Source organism: Enterobacter sp. WP_7_1 (assembly GCF_003688535.1).
GTDB lineage: Bacteria > Pseudomonadota > Gammaproteobacteria > Enterobacterales > Enterobacteriaceae > Enterobacter > Enterobacter asburiae.
Map to the genome: position 1 here is coordinate 19,717 of NZ_REFK01000007.1, position 21,835 is coordinate 41,551.

Sequence of the window (21,835 nt, forward strand, 5' to 3'; positions counted from 1 at the left end):
GCGGGTGTTTTAATCATAACCACACTTCGGTGTGGTTATTTCGCCCCTTCGGAGAAGAGTCGTGAAGCGACCTGCAATCATTCTGATTTGCCTGCTGCTGCAGGCGTGCTCGGCCACCACTAAAGGGCTGGGAAACTCACTGTGGGAAAGCATGTTCGGTACACCGGGCGTACATCTGACCGATGAAGAACTTCAAAACATGCCCTATGCCAGTCAGTACATGCAGCTAAACGATGGCCCGCAGCTGTTTGTGGTGCTCGCTTTCGATGAAAACGGGCAGCAGAAATGGGTGACGCAGGATCAGGCCACCATCGTGACGCAGCATGGCCGTATCGTGAAAACCCTGTTGGGCGGCGACAACCTGCTGGAAGTGAATAACATCGCTGCCGATCCGCTGATCGAGCCGAACCAGATCGTCGACGGCGTGAGCTGGACGCGCACGATGGGCTGGACTGAACATAAGCAGGTGCGTTACGCCACGGCACGCTCGACCTTCCGCTGGGACGGCACGGACAGCGTGAAAGTCGGCAGCGACGAAACCCATGTTCGCGTGCTGGATGAAGAAGTCACCACCGACCAGGCCACCTGGCACAACCGCTTCTGGATCGACGAGGAAGGGCAGATCCGCCAGTCCCTGCAGTATCTCGGTGCCGGATTCTTCCCGGTGAAAACCACCCTGATCAAGGCGGCGAAATCATGAAAACGCTCATCCACGTTGCGCTTCTCGCCAGCCTTGCCGCGCCGCTGGCATGGTCCGCAGGAACTGTGAAGGTCTACACGCCGGACAGTGAAAAACCCAAAACCTTAACCCACGCCGAGCATCTGCTCGATCTCGTCGGACAGCCAAGACTCGCCAACAGCTGGTGGCCGGGGGCAGTCATCGCTGAACGTCAGAAGACAGCTGAAGCGGAACAACAGCACAAGGCGCTCCTTGCCAGGCTGACGGGGTTAGCGGAGCAGGAAGATGGCGACGACGCGGCGGCCATTAACAGCGTACGCCAGCAGCTGCAGGCGCTGAAGGTGACGGGCCGTCAGAACGTGAATCTTGATCCCGATGAAGTGCGCGTCACGGAAAAGGGCAACCCCACGCTTGAAGGGGAGTATACGCTCTGGCTGCCGGTGCAGCCGACGACGGTGACCGTGATGGGGCTTATCAGCAGCCCGGGTAAAAAGCCCTTTACGCCCGGTCGTGACGTGGCGAGCTACCTCGACGAGCAGAGCCTGCTTAGCGGTGCCGATAACAGCTACGCCTGGGTGGTTTACCCTGACGGGCACACACAAAAAGCCCCCGTCGCTTACTGGAATAAACGGCATATCGAACCTATGCCGGGCAGCATCATTTTTGTCGGTTTTGCCGACCATTTCTGGACGAAGGCGTATGACGGGCTTAACGCCGATATCCTTCACTCCCTGATTCAGCGGATACCGGAATAATGAAAAAAACCTATCTCTACAGCATGCTGGCGCTCTGCGTGAGTGCCGCCTGCCATGCAGAAACGTATCCGGCACCCATTGGCCCGTCTCAGTCAGACTTCGGCGGCGTCGGTTTACTGCAAACGCCCACCGCGCGTATGGCGCGCGAAGGGGAAATTAGCCTTAACTACCGTGATAACGACCAGTATCGCTACTACTCCGCCTCGGTACAGCTGTTCCCGTGGCTTGAAACCACGCTGCGCTATACCGACGTGCGTACGAAACAATACAGCAGCGTTGAGGCGTTCTCCGGCGATCAGACCTACAAAGATAAAGCCTTCGACGTCAAGCTGCGCCTGTGGGAAGAGAGCTACTGGATGCCGCAGGTGTCCGTGGGCGCCAAAGATATCGGTGGTACCGGTCTGTTTGATGCGGAATACATCGTGGCCAGCAAAGCCTGGGGCCCGTTCGACTTCTCGCTCGGCCTGGGATGGGGCTATCTCGGCACCAGCGGTAACGTGAAAAACCCGTTTTGCTCCTACAGCGACAAATACTGCTATCGCGATAACAGCTACAAAAAAGCCGGTTCCATCAACGGGGATCAGATGTTCCACGGCCCGGCATCGCTGTTTGGCGGCGTAGAGTATCAAACGCCCTGGCAGCCATTACGCCTGAAGCTGGAGTATGAAGGGAATGACTACTCGCACGACTTCGCCGGGAAGATTGAGCAGAAGAGCAAGTTTAACGTCGGCGCCATTTATCGCGTCACCGACTGGGCCGACGTTAACCTCAGCTACGAGCGCGGCAATACGGTGATGTTTGGCTTTACGCTGCGCACCAACTTTAACGACATGCGGCCGCACTACAATGATAACGCGCGCCCTGCATACCGGCCGGAGCCGCAGGATGCGATTCTGCAGCACTCCGTGGTGGCAAACCAGCTGACGCTGCTGAAATACAATGCCGGTCTGGCGGATCCGAAGATTCAGACCAAAGGCGATACGCTTTACGTCACCGGCGAGCAGGTGAAATACCGCGACTCGCGCGAAGGGATCGAACGCGCCAACCGGATCGTTATGAACGATCTGCCGGAGGGGATCCGCACGATCCGCGTGACGGAGAACCGTCTCAACCTGCCGCAGGTCACAACCGAAACGGACGTTGCCAGCCTCAAGCGCCATCTGGAAGGCGAGCCGCTCGGGCATGAAACCGAGCTGGTGCAAAAACGCATCGAGCCCGTGGTGCCGGACACCACCGAGCAGGGCTGGTATATCGACAAATCGCGCTTCGATTTCCATATCGATCCGGTGCTGAACCAGTCCGTCGGCGGGCCTGAAAACTTCTACATGTATCAGCTGGGCGTGATGGCGACAGCGGATCTGTGGGTCACCGACCACCTGCTGACCACCGGCAGCCTGTTCGGCAACATCGCTAACAACTACGACAAATTCAACTACACCAACCCGCCAAAAGACTCGACGCTGCCGCGCGTGCGTACCCGCGTGCGTGAGTACGTACAGAACGATGCCTACGTGAATAACCTGCAGGCCAACTACTTCCAGTACTTCGGCAACGGCTTCTACGGCCAGGTGTACGGCGGGTATCTGGAAACCATGTACGGCGGCGCGGGGGCGGAAGTGCTTTATCGTCCTGTCGACAGTAACTGGGCGTTCGGGGTGGATGCCAACTACGTCAAGCAGCGCGACTGGCGCAGCGCGCAGGACATGATGAAGTTCACCGACTACAGTGTCAAAACGGGCCATCTGACCGCCTACTGGACGCCGTCGTTTGCCCCTGACGTGCTGGTGAAAGCCAGCGTCGGCCAGTATCTGGCGGGCGATAAGGGCGGTACGCTGGATATCTCTAAACACTTCGACAGCGGCGTCGTGGTGGGCGGCTACGCCACCATCACCAACGTCTCGCCGGACGAATACGGGGAAGGGGACTTCACCAAAGGGGTCTACGTGTCGATTCCGCTGGATCTGTTCTCGTCAGGCCCAACCCGCAGCCGCGCGGCAGTGGGCTGGACGCCGCTGACGCGTGACGGGGGTCAGCAGCTTGGACGTAAGTTCCAGCTGTATGACATGACGAGCGATAAGAACATTAACTTCCGCTGATGCTTCACGCCGGGCGGCACTGCGTTTGCCCGGCCTGCTATTTTGTAGGCCCGGTAAGCGCAGCGCCACCGGGCGAATCACAAGCGGCGCAGTAGCCTCGCCGGGTTCCCGGCATAGACACCTTTCTCGACGATCGATTTTGTTACCACGCTCCCTGCACCAATCACCGCACCGTCGCAGATGGATACCGCCAGAATGGTCGCTCCACTGCCTATCGAAACATCATTCCCCACGGTAATATGGCCCCAGCTCTCTCGGTCGGCGTTCGGTTTTCCCTCCCGAAACATATCGTTGGCAAACATCACGCCATGGCCAATAAAGCAACGCTTACCAATAGTGACATACTCGCAGATGAAGGTGTGCGACTGGATTTTGCAGTCGTCACCGATGCGCGTATTGCCCTGGATTTCAACAAACGGGCCGACGAATACGCCATTGCCCAGCACACAGTCGTAAAGGTTAGCAGGTTCATATACGATCACATTGTCGCCACAGCTCACGTTGCGAACCCCGGTTTGTTTACGCTCCATCGGTTTTCTTCCTACATAAAACATAATTAAAAAATATAGATCCCCGTCACATTTTTGCGTTATACAGGAACCTCGCCCTGGAGAATGAGGTGCTGTATGACATCCCTGACTCGCCCGCGCGTTGAGTTTATCTCAACTATCCTCCAGACCGTGCTGAACCTCGGTCTGTTGAGCCTTGGCCTGATACTGGTCGTCTTTTTGGGTAAAGAGACGGTGCATCTGGCGGATGTACTGTTCGCCCCTGAACAAACCAGCAAATATGCGCTGGTGGAAGGCCTGGTGGTCTACTTTCTCTACTTTGAATTTATTGCCCTGATTGTGAAGTACTTTCAGTCCGGCTTTCACTTCCCGCTGCGTTATTTTGTCTACATTGGGATCACTGCGATAGTTCGGCTGATCATCGTCGATCATAAATCCCCGCTCGACGTGCTGATCTACTCGGCGGCGATCCTGCTGCTGGTGATCACCCTCTGGCTGTGCAACTCGAAGCGGCTGAAACGCGAATAAAAAAATGGCGCTCCGAAGAGCGCCTAACAACAGTCACAAGTTGGGTCAATACAATACGTCTAAAGTTGAGGGTTGCAGTGGTATAACAAAATGAAACTTAACCTTTCACACCGCCCGCCGTCAGGCCGTTGACCAGCCAGCGCTGCGCCAGCAGGAACACCACGGTAATCGGGATGGCGGAAAGCACGGCCGCCGCGGCAAAGTCGCCCCACAGGTAGTTTTGCGGGTTGAGGTATTGCTGCATACCTACGGCCAGGGTGTAGCTGTTCACATCACGCAGTAACAGTGAGGCAACCGGTACTTCGGTGATCGCAGCGATAAACGACAGGATAAATACTACCGCCAGAATTGGCACCGACAGCGGCAGCAGCACCAGGCGGAACGCCTGCCACGGGGTTGCGCCATCCAGCGCGGCCGCTTCTTCCAGCGAGCCGTCGATGGTTTCGAAATAGCCTTTGATGGTCCAGACATGCAGTGCGATACCGCCAAGATAGGCGAAGATCACGCCGCCGTGGGTGTTCAGACCGATAAAGGGTATGTACTGGCCCAGACGGTCAAACAAGGCATATAACGCCACCAGCGACAGCACGGCCGGGAACATCTGGAAAATCAGCATCCCTTTCAGGAGCGTCGCTTTGCCCGGGAAACGCATGCGGGCGAAGGCGTAGGCGCAGGTGGTGGACAGCGCCACGATACCAATGGCGGTAATGCCTGCAATTTTCACCGAGTTCCACAGCCACAGCAGCACCGGGAACGGCGGCGGCGTGACGCGGCCATCCGCATGTTCCACGCTGAAGCCCAGCGCGAGCTTCCAGTGCTCCCAGGAGATTTCGTCCGGGATCAGGCTCCCTGTCGCGAAGTTACCCGAACGCAGGGAGATGGCGATAACCATCAGCAGCGGGAACATGATCGCCGCGATGAAAATCAGCAGGCCTAAGTGCGTCGCCAGGAGGCGCAGTTTCTGAGATTTGGGTTGTACCATTGCCATGATCGATGCCCTCCTTAGTCGAATTTCATACGTGTGGCTTTCAGGTTCACAATCGCCAGAGCGCCTACCAGCAGGAAGATCAGGGTGGCAATCGCTGCCGCCAGACCGAAGTCCTGGCCGCCGCCGCCTTCGAAGGCGATACGGTAGGTGTAGCTCACGAGCAGGTCGGTATAGCCTGCTGGCGTCGTGGTGCCAAGGCGGTCCGGGCCGCCGTTGGTCAACAGCTGAATCAGCACGAAGTTGTTAAAGTTAAAGGCGAAGCTGGCAATCATCAGCGGCGTCAGCGGCTTAATGAGCAGCGGCAGCGTAATCCTGAAGAAGTTCTGGAACGGGCCCGCGCCGTCCATCGCCGAGGCTTCGTACAGATCGTCCGGGATAGCCTTCAGCAGGCCCATGCACAGGATCATCATGTACGGATAACCGAGCCAGGTGTTCACGATGATAATCATCGAGCGAGCGGTGGTCGGGTCGCTGAACCAGGCCGGTTTGATACCGAACAGGGCGCTCAGCATCATGTTGATTTCACCGAAGCTCTGGTTAAACAGCCCTTTGAAAATCAGAATCGAGATAAACGACGGTACGGCATACGGCAGGATCAGCAGCACGCGGTAAATCGCTTTGCCTTTCAGGGATTCCCACTGGACCAGACAGGCCAGCACCATGCCCACGGCCACGGTCAGGATCACCGTCAGCACCGAGAAGACCACCGTCCACACGAAGATGGCGAAGAACGGTTTCTGAATGCCTTCGTCGGTAAACACGCGGGTAAAGTTGTCCCAGCCAATGGTGACGGTATAGCCAGGGCTGAGCTTGTCATCACCCCATTTGCCGTCGGCAGTAATGGACTGATAGAAACCAATGTCGTTATTCGGACGATATTTTACGCCGCTCTGGTTGTTGGTCAGCGTGCCGTCGTCCGCCAGGGTATAGAGTGGCTGCGTACCGGAGAACTGGCGCAGCGAGCTCATGGTCACTTTGCTTTCGTCTGGCAGCACGGCGGTGAGCTGGGTCAGCGCCTGACGGTTCTGGGTAATAACGCGCAGGTTGGCACGTTCACCTTCCGGCAGGGCCTGTGCCTCTTTTAAGGCCAGCTTCTGCTCGCCGCCAAATTTGAACGCGTCGGAGACATAGTATTTGCTGCTTGCTTCGTCAGTAAGCGCTAACTTCCACTCGTTACCAGCAGGATACAGGCCGAAGTTAAAGGTCTTGCCTGCCTGATAGGAGCGATCCATCAGAACCTGCTGCGCGCGTTCCTGCGCAAGCTGGTTGGTGCTGCTGTAGTTGGTAAACGCAATGGCGATGGTACAAATCAGCGGGAACAGGACAAACAGCCCCATCCCGGCCACGCCCGGGTAGACATAGCGCCAGGCATAGGCTTTACGATTAGCGAAAATATACAGGCCAGCAGAGCTTAAAATCAGCGTCATGATGGCGAACAGATATTCCCCTTGTACGTACATTAAAACAACAAGGTAACCCACCAGCAGACACAGCAGACCTATCGCTGACCACTTCAGCGTGTCGCTTTGCCACCAGCGTTTCTTTTTAATGACATCCATGGGGTTCTTCCTCTACAACGTTTGATCTTTTCTCCCTCTCCTGGGGGAGAGGGCCGGGGTGAGGGCGTGCGGATAGCGCCAACCCTCACCCTAACCCTCTCCCAAAGGGAGAGGGGACTACGTCATTACTTAGTAATACGACCCTGAGCATCTTTCAGCGCGGCATCGACAGTCTGACGACCGCTTGCAGCGTTGATGACCGCGGTACGCGTGGCGTACCAGAACGCGGCCATCTGTGGGATGTTCGGCATGATTTCGCCTTTCTGGGCGTTATCCATAGTGGCGGCGATACGTGGGTCTTTCGCCAGCTTATCCTGGAAGGATTTCAGCGCAACGGCGCCCAGCGGTTTGTCCTTGTTCACTTCATCCAGACCCTGATCGGTCAGCAGGTAGTTTTCCAGGAACTCTTTCGCCAGCTCTTTGTTCGGGCTGGCGGCGTTGATGCCCGCGCTCAGCACGCCAACGAACGGTTTAGACGGCTTGCCTTTGAAGGTTGGCAGCAGCGTCACGCCGTAGTTGACTTTGCTCTTGTCGATGTTGGTCCAGGCCCACGGACCGTTGATGGTCATCGCGGTTTCGCCTTTGTTGAACGCCGCTTCCGCGATGGAGTAGTCGGTATCCGCGTTCATGTGTTTGTTCTTGATCAGATCCACCAGGAAGGTCAGACCCGCTTTCGCGCCAGCGTTGTCCACGCCCACGTCTTTCACGTCATATTTGCCGTTTTCAAACTTGAACGCGTAACCGCCGTCGGCAGCAATCAGCGGCCAGGTGAAGTACGGCTCTTGCAGGTTGAACATCAGGGCGGATTTACCTTTCGCCTTCAGCTCTTTATCCAGTTTCGGGATCTCTTCCCAGGTTTTAGGTGGGTTTGGTACCAGGTCTTTATTGTAAATCAGAGACAGGGCTTCAACCGCGATTGGGTAAGCGATCAGCTTGCCGTTATAGCGAACGGCGTCCCAGGTGAACGGGAACAGCTTGTCCTGGAAAGCTTTATCTGGCGTCACTTCTGCCAGCAGGCCAGACTGCGCGTAACCCCCGAAACGGTCATGCGCCCAAAAGATGATGTCCGGGCCGTCGCCGGTTGCTGCAACCTGCGGGAACTTCTCTTCCAGCTTGTCCGGGTGTTCTACGGTAACTTTGATGCCGGTATCTTTTTCGAATTTTTTGCCCACTTCGGCCAGGCCGTTATAGCCCTTGTCGCCGTTAATCCAGATAACCAGCTTGCCTTCTTCAATTTTGGCGAGCGCTGGGGCGGAAACCATCATTGCTGCAAGGGCGGACAATGCGAAAACGCGTGCGCCAGTCTTGATATTCATATCTGCCATCCTTTTTGGTGATGTGCTCGTGGATACATAAGGTGGTTCAACGTGACTCAGTCTCCTTATTTGACATCCTCTTTCCATCCTCCCAACCCCTACGCCCCACCCCCCGTTTGTGTGATCTCCGTTGCATAAATTTAAGTTATGAGTGCTGGCGCACATAAAAACCCACCGAATTTTGCAGGCGGCTTCACGAATTTTGCCTCAGCCCTCCCGCGGCGGTCGCAGAGCCTGCTCCCTCATCCTCCCGCCTCCTCCCCCATAAAAAAGGCGGGGGGTGGAGGATTCGGGAAAGTAATGGATACCCCATAGTGAACTTATCTTGAATGTTTCTGTCGGTGACAGGTTGTAACGAAGGGAGAAGGGCATGGCGAGCGTACAGCTGCGTAATGTAACGAAAGCCTGGGGTGACGTTGTGGTGTCGAAAGACATCAATCTGGACATCAACGAAGGCGAATTCGTGGTGTTTGTTGGTCCATCAGGCTGTGGTAAATCTACTCTGCTGCGTATGATTGCCGGTCTTGAAACCATCACCAGCGGCGATCTGCTGATTGGTGATACCCGAATGAACGACATCCCGCCCGCCGAACGTGGCGTCGGTATGGTGTTCCAGTCTTATGCACTCTATCCACACCTTTCCGTTGCCGAAAACATGTCCTTTGGCCTGAAGCTGGCCGGCGCGAAGAAAGAAGTCATTAACCAACGCGTGACGCAGGTGGCGGAAGTGTTACAGCTGGCGCACCTGCTGGAGCGTAAACCAAAAGCGCTTTCCGGTGGTCAGCGTCAGCGTGTGGCGATTGGCCGTACGCTGGTGGCCGAACCGCGCGTGTTCCTGCTCGATGAACCTCTCTCTAACCTGGATGCCGCCCTGCGCGTCCAGATGCGTATTGAAATCTCCCGTCTGCACAAGCGTCTTGGACGCACGATGATTTACGTCACCCACGATCAGGTTGAAGCGATGACCCTCGCCGACAAAATCGTGGTGCTGGATGCCGGCCGCGTGGCGCAGGTGGGTAAACCGCTGGAGCTGTACCACTACCCGGCAGACCGCTTTGTTGCGGGCTTTATTGGCTCGCCAAAGATGAACTTCCTGCCCGTCAAAGTGACCGCGACAGCCATTGAACAGGTACAGGTGGAGCTGCCAAACCGCCAGCAGGTCTGGCTGCCGGTCGACAGCGCCAACGTACAGGTCGGGGCAAACATGTCCCTCGGTATTCGTCCTGAGCACCTGCTGCCGAGCCACATCGCCGATGTGACCCTGGAAGGTGACGTTCAGGTCGTCGAACAGCTTGGTCACGAAACACAGATTCATATCCAGATCCCCGCCATCCGTCAGAACCTGGTCTACCGCCAGAATGACGTGGTGTTGGTAGAAGAGGGTGCCACATTCGCTATCGGCTTGCCGCCAGAGCGTTGCCATCTGTTCCGTGAGGATGGCACTGCATGTCGTCGGTTGCATAAAGAGCCAGGCGTTTAAGCAATCCCAAAAGAAGACACGAAACCGACAGGTGAAGTGTTCAAAGAAAAGCAATGATCTCAGGAGATAGAATGATGATTACTCTGCGCAAACAAGTCCCTCTGGCAATCGCCATTGCGGCAGGCATCCTGTCTGCCCAGGCAGGCGCTGTGGACTTTAAAGGTTATGCTCGTTCCGGCATTGGCTGGACCGGGAGTGGCGGTGAGCAGCAATGCTTCCAGGCAACAGGTGCTCAAAGTAAATACCGTCTCGGTAACGAATGTGAGACCTACGCTGAACTGAAACTGGGCCAGGAAGTGTGGAAAGAGGGCGATAAGAGCTTCTACTTCGACACCAACGTCGCGTATTCCGTTTCTCAGCAGAACGACTGGGAATCCACCAGCCCGGCCTTCCGTGAAGCTAACGTGCAGGGTAAAAACCTCATTGAAGCACTGCCAGGTTCCACCATCTGGGCCGGTAAGCGCTTCTATCAGCGTCATGACGTTCACATGATCGACTTCTACTACTGGGATATTTCAGGTCCTGGTGCGGGTATCGAAAACATCGACCTGGGCTTCGGTAAGCTCTCTCTGGCCGCAACCCGTTCTTCTGAAGCGGGCGGCTCAGCGACCTTCGCCGATCGTGACGCGCTGGGTAACCGTATTTATGACAACCTGGTACCGAACGATGTCTTCGACGTCCGTTTAGCACAGATGCAGGTCAACGAAGGCGGTACGCTGGAGTTCGGTGTTGATTATGGTCACACCAATATTCCTGATGATTACTACCTGCAGCCTGGCGCGTCTAAAGACGGCTGGATGTTCACTGCTGAACATACCCAGAGCATGCTGAAGGGCTTTAACAAATTTGTGCTGCAGTACGCAACTGACTCTATGACCTCCAACGGCAAGGGCCGTGCGGAAGGCGGTAGCATCAACAACAACGGTGACATGTGGCGTGTTCTGGACCACGGTGCGATCTCTCTGGGCGACTCCTGGGATCTGATGTACGTGGGTATGTACCAGGACATCAACCTGGATAACAACAACGGCACCAAATGGTGGACTGTCGGTGTTCGTCCTATGTACAAATGGACGCCAATCATGAGCACCCTGCTGGAAGTGGGCTACGACAACGTCAAGTCTCAGAAAACTGACGACACGAACAGCCAGTACAAAATTACCCTGGCACAGCAATGGCAGGCTGGTGACAGCATCTGGTCCCGTCCGGCTATCCGTGTCTTCGCAACCTACGCGAAATGGGATGAGAAATGGGGCTACGCGAACGGCGACTCCGGTGCAGGCTATGACTCTGGTATTGCGTACAGCGACACGTCCGCAAAAACCTTCAGCCGCGGCGACTCTGATGAGTGGACCTTCGGTGCCCAGATGGAAATCTGGTGGTAATTCGTTAGACCTGACGTAATGACCTAAAAAGAGGGGCGCAAGCCCCTCTATCCTTAGGGTGCTGCGCGCTATTGCCTGGCCACCGCAGTGCTCACGCTATCAGAGGTAATAACAATGAAAATGAAGAAAAGTCTCGTCGCGCTGTGCCTCTCTGCGGGGCTGATGGCCTGTGTTCCGGCGGTCTCCTTTGCGGACGTGAATTTCGTGCCACAAAATACCAGCGCTGCGCCGGCTATCCCGGCGGCGGCCCTCCAGCAGCTGACATGGACGCCAGTTGATCAATCCAAAACCCAGTCGACACAGCTTTCTACGGGCGGCCAGCAGCTGAACGTGCCGGGTATCACCGGGCCGGTTGCCGCCTACAGCGTGCCGGCTAACATTGGTGAGCTAACCCTGACGCTGACCAGCGAAGTGAACAAGCAAACCAGCGTTTTTGCACCGAACGTTCTGATTCTGGATCAGAATCTGACGCCGTCTGCTTTCTTCCCAAGCGAGTACTTTAGTTATCAGGAGCCTGGCGTCATGAGCGCCGACCGTCTGGAAGGCAAAATGCGCCTGACGCCAGCGTTGGGACAACAGAAGATTTATGTTCTGGTTTTCACGACTGAAAAAGATCTACAGCAGACCACTAAGCTTATCGATCCGGCAAAAGCCTACGCCAAAGGAACGGGTAACTCTGTTCCGGATATCCCCGATCCGTTAGCGCGCCACGTCACCGACGGCCTGCTTAAACTGAAAGTCTCAACTAACAATGCGTCCAGCGTGCTGGTCGGCCCGCTGTTTGGCTCCTCCGGCACCGGCCCTGTCACTGTAGGTAACACTGCTGCTCCTGCCTATACCGCGCCAGCTGCTACGGCAGCCGCACCGGTGGCGACCGCAGCGCCTGCCCCGGCGAAGAAAGCCGAGCCGGTACTGAACGACACCGAAGAGTACTTCAACAACGCCATTAAGCAGGCGGTGAAGCGCGGCGATGTCGATAAAGCGCTGAAACTGCTTGATGAAGCCGAACGTTTAGGTTCAACCACTGCCCGTTCCACCTTTATCAGCAGTGTAAAAGGCAAGGGGTAACCGTTTCCCCACAGTGCTGATTTGTTAGTAGTTTGGTGCGCCTGAGTGGGCGCACTTTTTTTCGTAGCCGCCAGGCTGTTGCGCCCATGTTGCGATCGTGATCGTTAAATAACGTTTGGCCCCCCTCAATCCGTGTTTCTGCGATACAATGCCATTACGTTATGTATCGGAGAGTCTGGCATGTCACACCCTGCGCTAACGCAACTGCGTGCGCTGCGCTATTTCGACCAAATACCTGCGCTTGATCCGCAGCAGCTTGACTGGCTGTTGCTGGAAGATTCCATGACGAAACGTTTTGAGCAACAGGGTAAAACGGTCACGGTGACCCTGATTCAGGAAGGGTTTGTCTCTGGCGATGAGATCGCCAGCGAGCTGCCGCTGCTGCCGCAGGAGCCACGTTACTGGCTGCGCGAAATTTTACTCTGTGCTGACGGTGAGCCGTGGCTTGCCGGGCGGACGGTGGTGCCCGAGTCCACCCTTTCCGGGCCAGAACTGGCGCTGCAGCGTCTGGGGAAAACGCCGCTGGGGCGTTACCTTTTCACCTCGTCTGAGCTTACCCGGGATTTTATTGAGATTGGTCGTGATGCCGAACTCTGGGGGCGTCGTTCCCGCCTTCGCCTGAGCGGCAAGCCGTTAATTCTGACGGAGCTTTTTTTACCGGCATCACCGTTGTACTAAGAGGAAGAAAAAATGGAGTGGAGCCTGACGCAGAATAAGCTGTTGGCGTATCACCGCTTAATGCGTACCGATAAACCCATTGGCGCGTTACTGCTGCTGTGGCCGACCCTGTGGGCGCTGTGGCTCGCCACGCCGGGCGTGCCGCCGCTGTGGATCCTGGCCGTGTTCGTTGCCGGCGTCTGGCTGATGCGCGCGGCGGGCTGCGTGGTGAATGACTATGCCGATCGTAAATTCGACGGTCATGTTAAGCGTACTGCCGGTCGTCCGTTACCCAGCGGGCAGGTCACTGGGAAAGAAGCCCGCGTGCTGTTCATTGTTCTGGTGCTGCTCTCTTTCCTGCTGGTGTTAACCCTCAACACCATGACCATTCTGCTTTCCGTTGCGGCGCTGGCGTTGGCCTGGGTGTATCCGTTTATGAAGCGCTATACCCACCTGCCTCAGGTGGTGCTGGGCGCGGCGTTTGGCTGGTCGATTCCGATGGCGTTTGCGGCGGTTAGTGAGTCCTTACCGCTCAGCTGCTGGCTGATGTTCCTGGCGAACATTCTCTGGGCCGTGGCGTATGACACGCAATACGCGATGGTAGATCGCGACGATGACCTGAAGATTGGCATCAAATCCACCGCCATCCTCTTTGGTCGTCAGGACAAGCTGATTATCGGTATCCTGCAGGTGGCGGTACTGGCGCTGATGGTCGCGATCGGTCGCCTGAACGGGCTGAACTGGGAGTTTTACTGGTCCGTGCTGGTGGCGGGACTGCTGTTTGCGTATCAGCAAAAGCTGATTGCGAAGCGTGAACGTGACGCCTGTTTTAAAGCGTTTATGAACAACAACTACGTCGGTCTGGTGCTGTTTTTAGGCCTGGCGATGAGCTATTTCTTATAAAAAAAGCCGGGTGGCGGCTTCGCCTTACCCGGCCTACGATTTAGCAAGATATTGAGGCCCGGTAAGCGTTAGCGCCACCGGGCTTTTTTTATCGGCGACGCAGCAACCGGAGCGCGTTCGCCGTCACCAGCACCGTTGCCCCGGTATCCGCCAGCACCGCCAGCCACAGTCCGGTCATGCCGAGCAGGGTCGTCACCAGGAAAATCCCTTTCAGACCGAGCGCAATGCCGATGTTCTGACGGATATTGGCTCGCGTCGCCCGCGCCAGGCTAATCATCTGCGCCAGCCCGGTCAGGCGGTTGTGGGTCAGCGCCGCGTCGGCCGTTTCCAGCGCCACGTCGGTGCCGCTGCCCATCGCTATACCAATGGTGGACGCTTTCATCGCCGGGGCATCGTTAATCCCGTCACCGACCATTGCCAGCGGCCCGCGAGCGTTCAGTTCCGTCACGGCGCTGACCTTATCCGCAGGCAACAATCCGGCTTTAAACTCCAGCCCCAGCTCACCGGCAATCGCTGCCGCCGCGCGAGGGTTATCACCGGTGAGAATAACGCCCTGCACGCCCAGCTTGTGCAGCGCCGCCACGGCTTCTTTTGCGTCATTGCGCAGGGTATCGCGCAGCGCCAGCATCCCCTTCGCGACGCCGTCCTGCAGGACGGTCACGACGGTTTGTCCGGTCTGTTCTAACGCCTCACCCCCTGGATTGGAAGACTTGCCTGCCGCGACAATCTGCACCTTTTTACCGTCAACGGTGGCCTCAATCCCTGACCCGACCAGCGCCCGCTGGGCGGTTGCCGGAGGGATGTTCAGCCCGCGCGACTGCGCTTCACGCACAATCGCCTGCGCCAGCGGGTGAGTGGACCCCTGCTCAACGGCGGCGGCCAGCGTAAGCAGCTCATCTTCACTGGTTTCCTGCGGATATACGCCGGTCACCTGCGGCTTGCCGACGGTTAACGTACCGGTTTTATCGAAGGCGATATGCTGGACCTGGCTCAGCTGTTCCAGCGCCGCGCCGCCCTTAATCAGCGCGCCGCGACGTGCCGCCGCCGCCAGCCCGGAGGTAATCGCCGCCGGGGTGGAGATCACCAGCGCGCACGGACAGCCGATCAGCAGCAGCGTCAGCCCTTTATAAATCCAGCCCTCCCACGGCGCGCCAAAGAACAGCGGCGGGACGACGGTGACCAGCAGGGCAACCAGCATGATGGCAGGGGTATAAATACGGCTGAAGCGATCGATAAAGCGTTCGACCGGCGCGCGGCGTTCCTCTGCCTCTTCAATCAGCTTCAGGATACGGTCGATAGCGCTGTCGCCCGGCTCGGAAAGCACGGTGAGCTGGACAAGACGGTCGACGCTGGTGGCGCCAGCAGGCACTTTTTCACCAGCGGCACGCTCTACCGGAATGGATTCCCCGGTCAGGGCGCTTTCATCAAAGCTCGCGGTGGCGGTAAGCAGCGCGCCGTCTGCGGGCAGACGCCCCCCTGCGGCCACTTCAATCACGTCGCCCGGGCGCAGCGTAGTGATGGCGACCGTTTCACGCGTGCCGTTTATCACACGAGTGGCGGTTTCCGGCTTCAGCGCCATCAGCGCGCTGACCCCTTTACGCGCCCGGCTCGCCGCCCAGCCCTCAAGGCGTTCGCCGATTAAGAACAGCAGCAGCACCATCGCCGCTTCCGCCGTCGCGCCAATGAACAGCGCGCCAATTGCCGCCACGCTCATCAGCGTTTCGATGGCAAACCAGCTGCCGCTTTTCATCAGGCGCAGCGCCTGACGGGCAATCGGGAACAGCCCGACCAGCGTGGTGGCGATAAATGCCAGATTGCCGAACGGATGGTTAATCTGCTCCAGACCCCAGCTCAGGGCCATCATGATGATGAGGGTAATGAGCGGCAGGTTTTCTTTCAGTGAGGAGGCTTTTTCAACGGGCGCCGTTTCGCTGCGCAGGGTATAGCCCGCCTTGCTGACGGCGGCTTCAACCTGCTTGCTGACGTCGTTATCGGCGCTGACCAGCAGTTTTTCGGTGGCAAACAGCACCTGAACGTGGCTCACGCCCGACACCTGCTTGACGGCGTTTTCCACCTTGCGGGCGCACGCCGCGCAGTCCATGCCGTTGACGACCCAGCTGAAGCGGTTCCCGCTTTCAGGAAGGGGTTGAGTTGGCGTTTCGCACGCGCCTTCGCAGCAGCAGTCGTCTTTCGACGGAGCCGGGCTGAGCTTAAGTGCCGAGAATTGAGGTACTTTTTTAGGTATTTCTGGAGTCGACATGGCAGTCTCCGGCAATGATAATTTTCTCATTAACCGCAGCATACACTCTGGAGTCGACTCCAGAGTCAAGCGCTATTTAGATATACAGCGAACGCACAATCAGGAAATGCCCGGCAAAGTAACACGCGGAGGCAATCGCGTTATCCGCCCGGAAGCGGCGGCGATAGTGGCTGCCCAGCCAGACGACATTCCCGATCAGCAGCAGCGCGGCGCCGAAGAACGCGGACATCGCCGGAGCGGTCGGACGGAAGAACCACAGCTCGCCCGCCAGCCACACCATCACCAGCGTCATGGCGATAAAGGTACAGACCGGCAAACGCATCTCTTCCAGACGCGACCAGATCACCGCAATCAGCAGTGCGCCAATCACCAGCAGCACCAGCGGCAGCGGCCAGAAGAAGGAGAGCGTCATCTGGCTGGCAAAGTAGATGGTATAGAGCAGATGCGACAGGAAGAACGCCCCAACGGCGTACAGCAGGCGCTGGCGCGGGAGCAGGGTTAAGGCATCGCCAATCAGGGATGCACACAGCCCGGCGAGCACCAGATAGCTGACGGCGTTGAACATCGGCGCTTGCCATGCCAGCAGCAGCAGGAGCAACAGCGTGACCGGTTTAAACAACCAGCGCTGCCAGGTGGGACCGCGGTACGACGCATCGACATAAAGCCATGCGGAAAAACAGACAGCGATAAATGACCAAAGCATATTAACTCCCTGTATCTGTTAAGTCTGAATAATCAGTTTCTGATCCAGTGTAGTGACGCGGGCGGGCGTTTGGCAATGGCGGGGGAGGCAAGGTATCCTTAATTCCGCAAAATCTGATGGGATTGTCGAATGAGCAAGATGCCGCTTTTTTTCATTATCGTGGTGGCGATTATCGTCATTGCCGCCTCGTTCCGTTTCGTGCAGCAGCGCCGCGAGAAGGCGGATAACGATGCCGCGCCGCTGATGCAAAAGCGCGTGGAGGTGACCAACAAACGCGAGAAACCGCTCAACGACCGCCGCTCGCGCCAGCAGCAGGTGACACCTGCGGGCACAGCAATGCGCTATGAAGCGAGCTTTAGGCCGGAAACGGGCGGCCTGGAGATGACCTTCCGCCTGGAGGCGCAGCAGTACCATCAGCTGACGGTGGGGGAGAAAGGGACGTTGAGCTACAAAGGGTCGCGGTTTGAGGGGTTCAGGACGGAATAATGCACGAACGGTCCCCTCTCCCTGTGGGAGAGGGTTAGGGTGAGGGCATCAGGCCGCCCCTTACTTCTTCACCTGCGCCTTAAACTTTTTCATCCACACCAGCAGTTCAAACACGCCGAAAATAAACACGCGCAGCTGCTGCCAGCCCGTCAACTGCGGGCCGTCTTTCGGCAGGCCGTTTTTCAGCATCACCATCTGCAGGGCGTGCATAAACGACGTGAAAATCAGCGCCACGTTAACGAAAATATTCATCGGGCGCGGGAACGGGTGCACAAGATTTAAAATCAAAAATGCCCAGACGCCCAGCATCAGCAAACGTCCCAGGTTAATCAGTACCGGCATCGGAGCCTCCTTGTGCCTGACGGTGATAAAGACGGTAAGCGACCTGGCCGGCGACCTTTTCGCGGTGCAGATCCCAGTGAGTGGGAACCGGCGGCAGACCGTTTTCCACTTCGCTTTCAACGTAAATTAGCGCGTCATCCGCAAGCCAGCCATTTTGCTCCAGCAGGGATAACGTCTCTTCCAGCAGCCCCTTGCGGAACGGCGGATCGACAAACACCACGTTATGCGGCGTGCCTTGCTGCGCAAGAAAACTCAGCGTGTTGGTGTTCACGACTTTGGCGTTGCTCGCCTTCAGCGTCGCCAGATTTTGCTGCAGCGTCTGCGCAACGCCGCGCTCCATCTCCAGCAGCGTGGCGCTGGCGGCATAGCGCGACAGCGCTTCAAGCCCCAGCGCGCCGCTTCCGGCGAAGCAGTCCAGGCAGTGGGCGTCTACCATTGACGGGGCCAGCCAGTTAAACAGCGTCTCGCGCACGCGATCGGTAGTAGGGCGTAAACCGGGGCTGTCCGGCACCGGTAATTTCCGGCCTCGCCACTGACCGCCGATAATACGAATTTGACCGGCCGGGGCGCGGTTGGGTTTCTTCATCTCAGGAAAGCTCTGTTAACAATTGGCCTGCGATTGCGGGCGGTGATGTCAATTAAGTAAAGTGTTAGACTATTTCATCATTTTTTTAGCTTCCATGTATATAGCGCCGCGAGGAGTGTAGTCGCAGATGGCAAAACAAAAAAAACGTGGCTTCTTTTCCTGGCTGGGCTTCGGTGAAAAAGAGCAAGAAACAGAACAGAAAACCGAAGAGCAACAAGCCGTTGAAGAGCAGTCACAGCCTGAAACGCCTGTAGAAACCGCCGCGGTTGTCGAAGCGGAAGAAACGGCACACAGCAAAGAAGAGATTGAAACCTTTGCACAAGAGGTGGTTGAGGTCACGGAACAGGTTCAGGAGAGCGAGAAGCCAGAACCGGTTGTCATCGACGCCGTTGCCGAAGCGCCGCAGGCCGTAATCGAGCACGAAGAGCTGCCGCTGCCGGAAGAGGTGAAAGCCGAAGAGGTGTCTGCCGAAGAGTGGCAGGCCGAAGCGGAAACCGTTGAAATCGTTGAGGCGGTGGAAGAAGAAGCGGCACTCGAGCCAGAGCTGACCGACGAAGAGCTGGAAGCCCAGGCGCTGGCGGCAGAAGCCGCGGAAGAAGCGGTCATCGTCGTGCCGTTAGAAGAGCAGGCCGAAGAAGAGAGCGTCCAGGAGCAGGAAAAACCGACCAAAGAAGGTTTCTTCGCGCGCCTGAAGCGCAGCCTGCTCAAAACCAAAGAAAACTTAGGTTCCGGATTTATCAGTCTGTTCCGCGGCAAGAAGATCGACGACGATCTCTTTGAAGAGCTGGAAGAACAGCTGCTGATTGCGGACGTCGGCGTGGAAACCACCCGTAAGATCATCGCCAATCTGACCGAAGGGGCGAGCCGCAAACAGCTGCGCGACGCCGAAGCGCTGTACGGTCTGCTGAAAGACGAGATGGGCGAAATTCTCGCAAAAGTTGACGAACCGCTTAATATTGAAGGCAAAACGCCATTTGTTATTCTGATGGTTGGCGTGAACGGCGTGGGTAAAACCACCACCATCGGCAAGCTGGCGCGTCAGTTCGAGCAGCAGGGCAAATCTGTGATGCTGGCGGCGGGCGATACCTTCCGTGCGGCGGCGGTTGAGCAGCTGCAGGTTTGGGGCCAGCGCAACAACATTCCGGTGATTGCCCAGCATACCGGCGCTGACTCCGCGTCCGTGATCTTCGATGCCATCCAGGCGGCGAAGGCGCGCAACGTGGACGTGCTGATTGCCGATACCGCAGGGCGTTTGCAGAACAAATCGCACCTGATGGAAGAGTTGAAGAAAATCGTTCGCGTCATGAAGAAGCTGGACGAAGACGCACCGCATGAAATTATGCTGACCATTGATGCCAGCACCGGACAGAACGCCATCAGCCAGGCGAAGCTGTTCACTGAAGCGGTAGGACTGACGGGGATCGCGCTGACCAAGCTGGACGGCACCGCGAAAGGCGGGGTGATCTTCTCCGTGGCCGATCAGTTCGGCATTCCTATCCGCTACATCGGTGTGGGCGAGCGTATTGAGGATTTGCGTCCGTTTAAAGCGGACGACTTTATTGAGGCATTATTTGCCCGAGAGGACTAACAATGATTCGCTTTGAACACGTCAGCAAGGCCTATCTCGGTGGGAGACAAGCGCTGCAGGGGGTGACATTCCACCTGCAGCCGGGCGAGATGGCATTCCTGACCGGCCATTCCGGCGCGGGGAAAAGTACCCTGCTCAAGCTTATCTGTGGGATCGAGCGGCCAAGCGCCGGGAAAATCTTTTTCGGCGGTCATGAGATCAGCCGCCTGAAAAACCGCGAAGTGCCGTTCCTGCGTCGTCAGATCGGCATGATTTTCCAGGATCACCACCTGCTGATGGATCGCACCGTTTTCGATAACGTGGCCATTCCGCTGATTATTGCCGGCGCCAGCTATGACGATATCCGCCGTCGCGTTTCTGCGGCGCTGGATAAGGTCGGGCTGCTGGACAAAGCGAAGAACTTCCCGATCCAGCTGTCCGGCGGTGAACAGCAGCGCGTGGGCATCGCCCGCGCGGTGGTGAACAAGCCTGCCGTACTGCTGGCGGATGAACCAACCGGTAACCTGGACGATGCTCTGTCAGAAGGGATTTTGCGTCTGTTTGAGGAATTTAACCGCGTAGGAGTCACCGTATTGATGGCGACGCACGACATCGGGCTCATTTCCCGTCGTTCGTACCGCATGCTGACCCTGAGCGACGGGCATTTGCACGGAGGCCACGGTGAATAAGCGTGATGCAATAAACCAGATTCGGCAGTTCGGGAACCGGTTTGACCGTTTCCGTAAGCCGCAGGGCGGTGGTGACGGCAATCGTAATGCGCCGAAGCGCCAGAAGGCCGCGCCAAAACCGGCCTCCCGTAAAACCAACGTGTTCAACGAGCAGGTGCGCTACGCGTTTCACGGCGCGCTGCAGGATCTGAAAAGCAAACCGCTGGCGACGTTCCTGACGGTGATGGTGATCGCCATCTCCCTGACGCTGCCAAGCGTCTGCTATATGGTCTATAAAAACGTCAACCAGGCGGCCTCACAGTATTATCCGTCTCCGCAGATCACGGTCTATATGGATAAAGCGCTCGACGATAACGCCGCGGCGCAGGTGGTTGGGCAAATCCAGGCCGAGCAGGGCGTGGAGAAGGTTAACTATCTCTCACGTGAAGACGCGCTGGGCGAGTTCCGTAACTGGTCTGGCTTTGGCGGCGCGCTGGATATGCTCGAAGAGAACCCGCTGCCCGCCGTGGCGGTGGTGATCCCGAAGCTGGATTTCCAGGGGACCGATTCGCTTAACACCCTGCGCGATCGCATCACGCGCATTAAGGGCATTGATGAAGTGCGCATGGACGACAGCTGGTTTGCACGCCTTGCTGCCCTGACCGGGCTGGTAGGACGCGTCGCGGCGATGATTGGCGTGCTGATGGTGGCGGCGGTCTTCCTCGTCATTGGTAACAGCGTACGCCTGAGCATCTTTGCCCGTCGCGATACCATCAACGTGCAGAAACTGATTGGTGCGACGGATGGCTTCATCCTCCGACCGTTCCTTTACGGCGGCGCATTGCTCGGTTTTTCCGGCGCATTTCTTTCACTGATATTGTCAGAAATTTTGGTGATGCGGCTTTCTTCTGCCGTGACTGAAGTGGCGCAGGTTTTCGGAACGAAGTTTGATATCAGTGGTTTAGGGTTCGATGAGTGTCTGTTACTGCTGCTGGTTTGCTCGATGATTGGGTGGGTGGCTGCCTGGCTGGCAACCGTTCAACATTTACGTCACTTTACTCCCGACTAATAAAAGCGTGATATAATCTTTCCCTGCACCGAGATGTTCGCTCTGCAGGGAAAGCGTCCCTGTTGTCGCTCCCCCTGTTATCATTTCCATGTCACATTTTGTGCGTAATTTATTCACCGTTGCACCTGGAACTTGTGGATAAAATCACTGTCTGATAAAAGAGTGAATGCTAATCTCGTTGCTCAAACGCTTTGGCATGGTTGTTGCCTGACGGGGACGACCTGGACCAGA

General features: G+C 57.1%; 21 protein-coding genes. 13 read left to right on the forward strand and 8 right to left on the reverse strand.

The window, feature by feature from the left end; all coding sequences use genetic code 11:
* Positions 1-61: 61 nt before the first annotated feature.
* The 3 genes from BJ885_RS21075 to BJ885_RS21085 are packed head-to-tail and all read left to right on the forward strand — an operon-like array spanning position 62 to position 3,530.
* A complete protein-coding gene (locus BJ885_RS21075; protein WP_121932753.1) occupies positions 62-700 on the forward strand; it encodes a YjbF family lipoprotein in 639 nt (212 codons plus the stop codon).
* A complete protein-coding gene (locus tag BJ885_RS21080) occupies positions 697-1,434 on the forward strand; it encodes a capsule biosynthesis GfcC D2 domain-containing protein (protein WP_121932752.1) in 738 nt (245 codons plus the stop codon). The genes BJ885_RS21075 and BJ885_RS21080 overlap by 4 nt, the downstream gene beginning before the upstream one ends.
* Complete coding sequence (locus BJ885_RS21085) at positions 1,434-3,530, forward strand: YjbH domain-containing protein (protein ID WP_029740624.1); 2,097 nt, start codon at positions 1,434-1,436, stop codon at positions 3,528-3,530. Before BJ885_RS21080 ends, BJ885_RS21085 begins: the two co-directional genes overlap by 1 nt.
* A 77-nt stretch (positions 3,531-3,607) precedes the next feature.
* Here the strand turns inward: BJ885_RS21085 and BJ885_RS21090 are convergent, their stop codons facing one another.
* On the reverse strand, positions 3,608-4,060 hold the full coding sequence (locus tag BJ885_RS21090) for an acyltransferase (protein ID WP_121932751.1): 453 nt from the start codon (positions 4,058-4,060) through the stop codon (positions 3,608-3,610).
* A 96-nt stretch (positions 4,061-4,156) separates the two neighbouring features.
* Between BJ885_RS21090 and psiE the strand changes: the two genes are divergently transcribed.
* Positions 4,157-4,567: a phosphate-starvation-inducible protein PsiE gene (psiE, locus tag BJ885_RS21095; RefSeq protein ID WP_000202963.1), complete on the forward strand. Its 411-nt coding sequence runs from the start codon at positions 4,157-4,159 to the stop codon at positions 4,565-4,567.
* Between the two features lie 97 nt (positions 4,568-4,664).
* On the opposite strand, the gene malG is transcribed toward psiE, so the two are convergent.
* From malG to malE, 3 genes are all read right to left on the reverse strand, one after another.
* Positions 4,665-5,555 carry a maltose ABC transporter permease MalG gene (malG, locus tag BJ885_RS21100; RefSeq protein ID WP_008500077.1) on the reverse strand — a complete coding sequence of 297 codons (891 nt, stop codon included), beginning with the start codon at positions 5,553-5,555 and terminating at the stop codon, positions 4,665-4,667.
* Positions 5,556-5,569: 14 nt separating this feature from the next.
* Complete coding sequence (gene malF, locus BJ885_RS21105) at positions 5,570-7,114, reverse strand: maltose ABC transporter permease MalF (protein WP_121932750.1); 1,545 nt, start codon at positions 7,112-7,114, stop codon at positions 5,570-5,572.
* Positions 7,115-7,239: 125 nt separating this feature from the next.
* On the reverse strand, positions 7,240-8,430 hold the full coding sequence (gene malE / locus BJ885_RS21110) for a maltose/maltodextrin ABC transporter substrate-binding protein MalE (protein WP_121932749.1): 1,191 nt from the start codon (positions 8,428-8,430) through the stop codon (positions 7,240-7,242).
* A 370-nt stretch (positions 8,431-8,800) separates the two neighbouring features.
* Between malE and malK the strand changes: the two genes are divergently transcribed.
* The 5 genes from malK (at position 8,801) to ubiA (ending at position 13,923) form a co-directional block, all read left to right on the forward strand.
* Entirely contained in the window at positions 8,801-9,910 is a 1,110-nt protein-coding gene (gene malK / locus BJ885_RS21115; RefSeq protein WP_023310005.1) for a maltose/maltodextrin ABC transporter ATP-binding protein MalK, read from the forward strand.
* Between the two features lie 71 nt (positions 9,911-9,981).
* The gene (locus BJ885_RS21120) at positions 9,982-11,295 is read left to right on the forward strand and encodes a maltoporin (RefSeq protein ID WP_029740620.1); all 1,314 of its coding nucleotides are present in this window, start codon (positions 9,982-9,984) and stop codon (positions 11,293-11,295) included.
* Between the two features lie 114 nt (positions 11,296-11,409).
* Positions 11,410-12,363 carry a maltose operon protein MalM gene (gene malM / locus BJ885_RS21125; protein ID WP_023334135.1) on the forward strand — a complete coding sequence of 318 codons (954 nt, stop codon included), beginning with the start codon at positions 11,410-11,412 and terminating at the stop codon, positions 12,361-12,363.
* A gap of 180 nt (positions 12,364-12,543) precedes the next feature.
* Positions 12,544-13,041: a chorismate lyase gene (gene ubiC, locus BJ885_RS21130; RefSeq protein ID WP_023334136.1), complete on the forward strand. Its 498-nt coding sequence runs from the start codon at positions 12,544-12,546 to the stop codon at positions 13,039-13,041.
* A gap of 12 nt (positions 13,042-13,053) precedes the next feature.
* Positions 13,054-13,923, forward strand: coding sequence for a 4-hydroxybenzoate octaprenyltransferase (gene ubiA, locus BJ885_RS21135; protein WP_032662636.1), 870 nt, complete (start codon positions 13,054-13,056; stop codon positions 13,921-13,923).
* Positions 13,924-14,011: 88 nt separating this feature from the next.
* Here ubiA and zntA read toward each other — a convergent pair whose 3' ends face one another.
* A complete protein-coding gene (gene zntA, locus BJ885_RS21140; protein ID WP_121932748.1) occupies positions 14,012-16,183 on the reverse strand; it encodes a Zn(II)/Cd(II)/Pb(II) translocating P-type ATPase ZntA in 2,172 nt (723 codons plus the stop codon).
* Positions 16,184-16,259: 76 nt separating this feature from the next.
* Positions 16,260-16,886, reverse strand: a complete 627-nt coding sequence (locus BJ885_RS21145; protein ID WP_029741976.1) for a lysoplasmalogenase — start codon at positions 16,884-16,886, stop codon at positions 16,260-16,262.
* A 129-nt stretch (positions 16,887-17,015) separates the two neighbouring features.
* Here BJ885_RS21145 and BJ885_RS21150 point away from each other — a divergent pair, with 129 nt between their 5' ends.
* Positions 17,016-17,372 carry a DUF2500 domain-containing protein gene (locus tag BJ885_RS21150; RefSeq protein WP_121932747.1) on the forward strand — a complete coding sequence of 119 codons (357 nt, stop codon included), beginning with the start codon at positions 17,016-17,018 and terminating at the stop codon, positions 17,370-17,372.
* A 60-nt stretch (positions 17,373-17,432) separates the two neighbouring features.
* On the opposite strand, the gene BJ885_RS21155 is transcribed toward BJ885_RS21150, so the two are convergent.
* Both BJ885_RS21155 and rsmD read right to left on the reverse strand, forming a co-directional pair.
* Complete coding sequence (locus BJ885_RS21155) at positions 17,433-17,714, reverse strand: DUF1145 family protein (RefSeq protein ID WP_121932746.1); 282 nt, start codon at positions 17,712-17,714, stop codon at positions 17,433-17,435.
* Positions 17,698-18,300 carry a 16S rRNA (guanine(966)-N(2))-methyltransferase gene (rsmD, locus tag BJ885_RS21160; RefSeq protein ID WP_029741819.1) on the reverse strand — a complete coding sequence of 201 codons (603 nt, stop codon included), beginning with the start codon at positions 18,298-18,300 and terminating at the stop codon, positions 17,698-17,700. Before rsmD ends, BJ885_RS21155 begins: the two co-directional genes overlap by 17 nt.
* Positions 18,301-18,427: 127 nt before the next feature.
* On the opposite strand from rsmD, the gene ftsY reads away from it, so the two are divergent.
* From ftsY to ftsX, 3 genes are read left to right on the forward strand one after another with little or no spacing between them, the layout of a single operon-like run.
* Positions 18,428-19,888 (forward strand): signal recognition particle-docking protein FtsY, encoded by a 1,461-nt coding sequence (gene ftsY, locus BJ885_RS21165; RefSeq protein WP_121932745.1) that lies wholly within the window; start codon positions 18,428-18,430, stop codon positions 19,886-19,888.
* Positions 19,889-19,890: 2 nt separating this feature from the next.
* Positions 19,891-20,556 (forward strand): cell division ATP-binding protein FtsE, encoded by a 666-nt coding sequence (ftsE, locus tag BJ885_RS21170; RefSeq protein WP_025758973.1) that lies wholly within the window; start codon positions 19,891-19,893, stop codon positions 20,554-20,556.
* The gene (gene ftsX, locus BJ885_RS21175; protein WP_032662628.1) at positions 20,549-21,604 is read left to right on the forward strand and encodes a permease-like cell division protein FtsX; all 1,056 of its coding nucleotides are present in this window, start codon (positions 20,549-20,551) and stop codon (positions 21,602-21,604) included. Before ftsE ends, ftsX begins: the two co-directional genes overlap by 8 nt.
* Positions 21,605-21,835: the final 231 nt, after the last annotated feature.

What these genes read in the sequence shown, in the direction of transcription:
- BJ885_RS21080 (WP_121932752.1), top strand. Translation starts at nt 697, where the DNA reads ATGAAAACGCTCATCCACGTTGCGCTTCTCGCCAGCCTTGCCGCGCCG.
- BJ885_RS21085 (WP_029740624.1), top strand. Translation starts at nt 1,434, where the DNA reads ATGAAAAAAACCTATCTCTACAGCATGCTGGCGCTCTGCGTGAGTGCC.
- BJ885_RS21090 (WP_121932751.1), bottom strand. Translation starts at nt 4,060, where the DNA reads ATGGAGCGTAAACAAACCGGGGTTCGCAACGTGAGCTGTGGCGACAAT.
- psiE (WP_000202963.1), top strand. Translation starts at nt 4,157, where the DNA reads ATGACATCCCTGACTCGCCCGCGCGTTGAGTTTATCTCAACTATCCTC.
- malG (WP_008500077.1), bottom strand. Translation starts at nt 5,555, where the DNA reads ATGGCAATGGTACAACCCAAATCTCAGAAACTGCGCCTCCTGGCGACG.
- malF (WP_121932750.1), bottom strand. Translation starts at nt 7,114, where the DNA reads ATGGATGTCATTAAAAAGAAACGCTGGTGGCAAAGCGACACGCTGAAG.
- malE (WP_121932749.1), bottom strand. Translation starts at nt 8,430, where the DNA reads ATGAATATCAAGACTGGCGCACGCGTTTTCGCATTGTCCGCCCTTGCA.
- malK (WP_023310005.1), top strand. Translation starts at nt 8,801, where the DNA reads ATGGCGAGCGTACAGCTGCGTAATGTAACGAAAGCCTGGGGTGACGTT.
- BJ885_RS21120 (WP_029740620.1), top strand. Translation starts at nt 9,982, where the DNA reads ATGATGATTACTCTGCGCAAACAAGTCCCTCTGGCAATCGCCATTGCG.
- malM (WP_023334135.1), top strand. Translation starts at nt 11,410, where the DNA reads ATGAAAATGAAGAAAAGTCTCGTCGCGCTGTGCCTCTCTGCGGGGCTG.
- ubiC (WP_023334136.1), top strand. Translation starts at nt 12,544, where the DNA reads ATGTCACACCCTGCGCTAACGCAACTGCGTGCGCTGCGCTATTTCGAC.
- ubiA (WP_032662636.1), top strand. Translation starts at nt 13,054, where the DNA reads ATGGAGTGGAGCCTGACGCAGAATAAGCTGTTGGCGTATCACCGCTTA.
- zntA (WP_121932748.1), bottom strand. Translation starts at nt 16,183, where the DNA reads ATGTCGACTCCAGAAATACCTAAAAAAGTACCTCAATTCTCGGCACTT.
- BJ885_RS21145 (WP_029741976.1), bottom strand. Translation starts at nt 16,886, where the DNA reads ATGCTTTGGTCATTTATCGCTGTCTGTTTTTCCGCATGGCTTTATGTC.
- BJ885_RS21150 (WP_121932747.1), top strand. Translation starts at nt 17,016, where the DNA reads ATGAGCAAGATGCCGCTTTTTTTCATTATCGTGGTGGCGATTATCGTC.
- BJ885_RS21155 (WP_121932746.1), bottom strand. Translation starts at nt 17,714, where the DNA reads ATGCCGGTACTGATTAACCTGGGACGTTTGCTGATGCTGGGCGTCTGG.
- rsmD (WP_029741819.1), bottom strand. Translation starts at nt 18,300, where the DNA reads ATGAAGAAACCCAACCGCGCCCCGGCCGGTCAAATTCGTATTATCGGC.
- ftsY (WP_121932745.1), top strand. Translation starts at nt 18,428, where the DNA reads ATGGCAAAACAAAAAAAACGTGGCTTCTTTTCCTGGCTGGGCTTCGGT.
- ftsE (WP_025758973.1), top strand. Translation starts at nt 19,891, where the DNA reads ATGATTCGCTTTGAACACGTCAGCAAGGCCTATCTCGGTGGGAGACAA.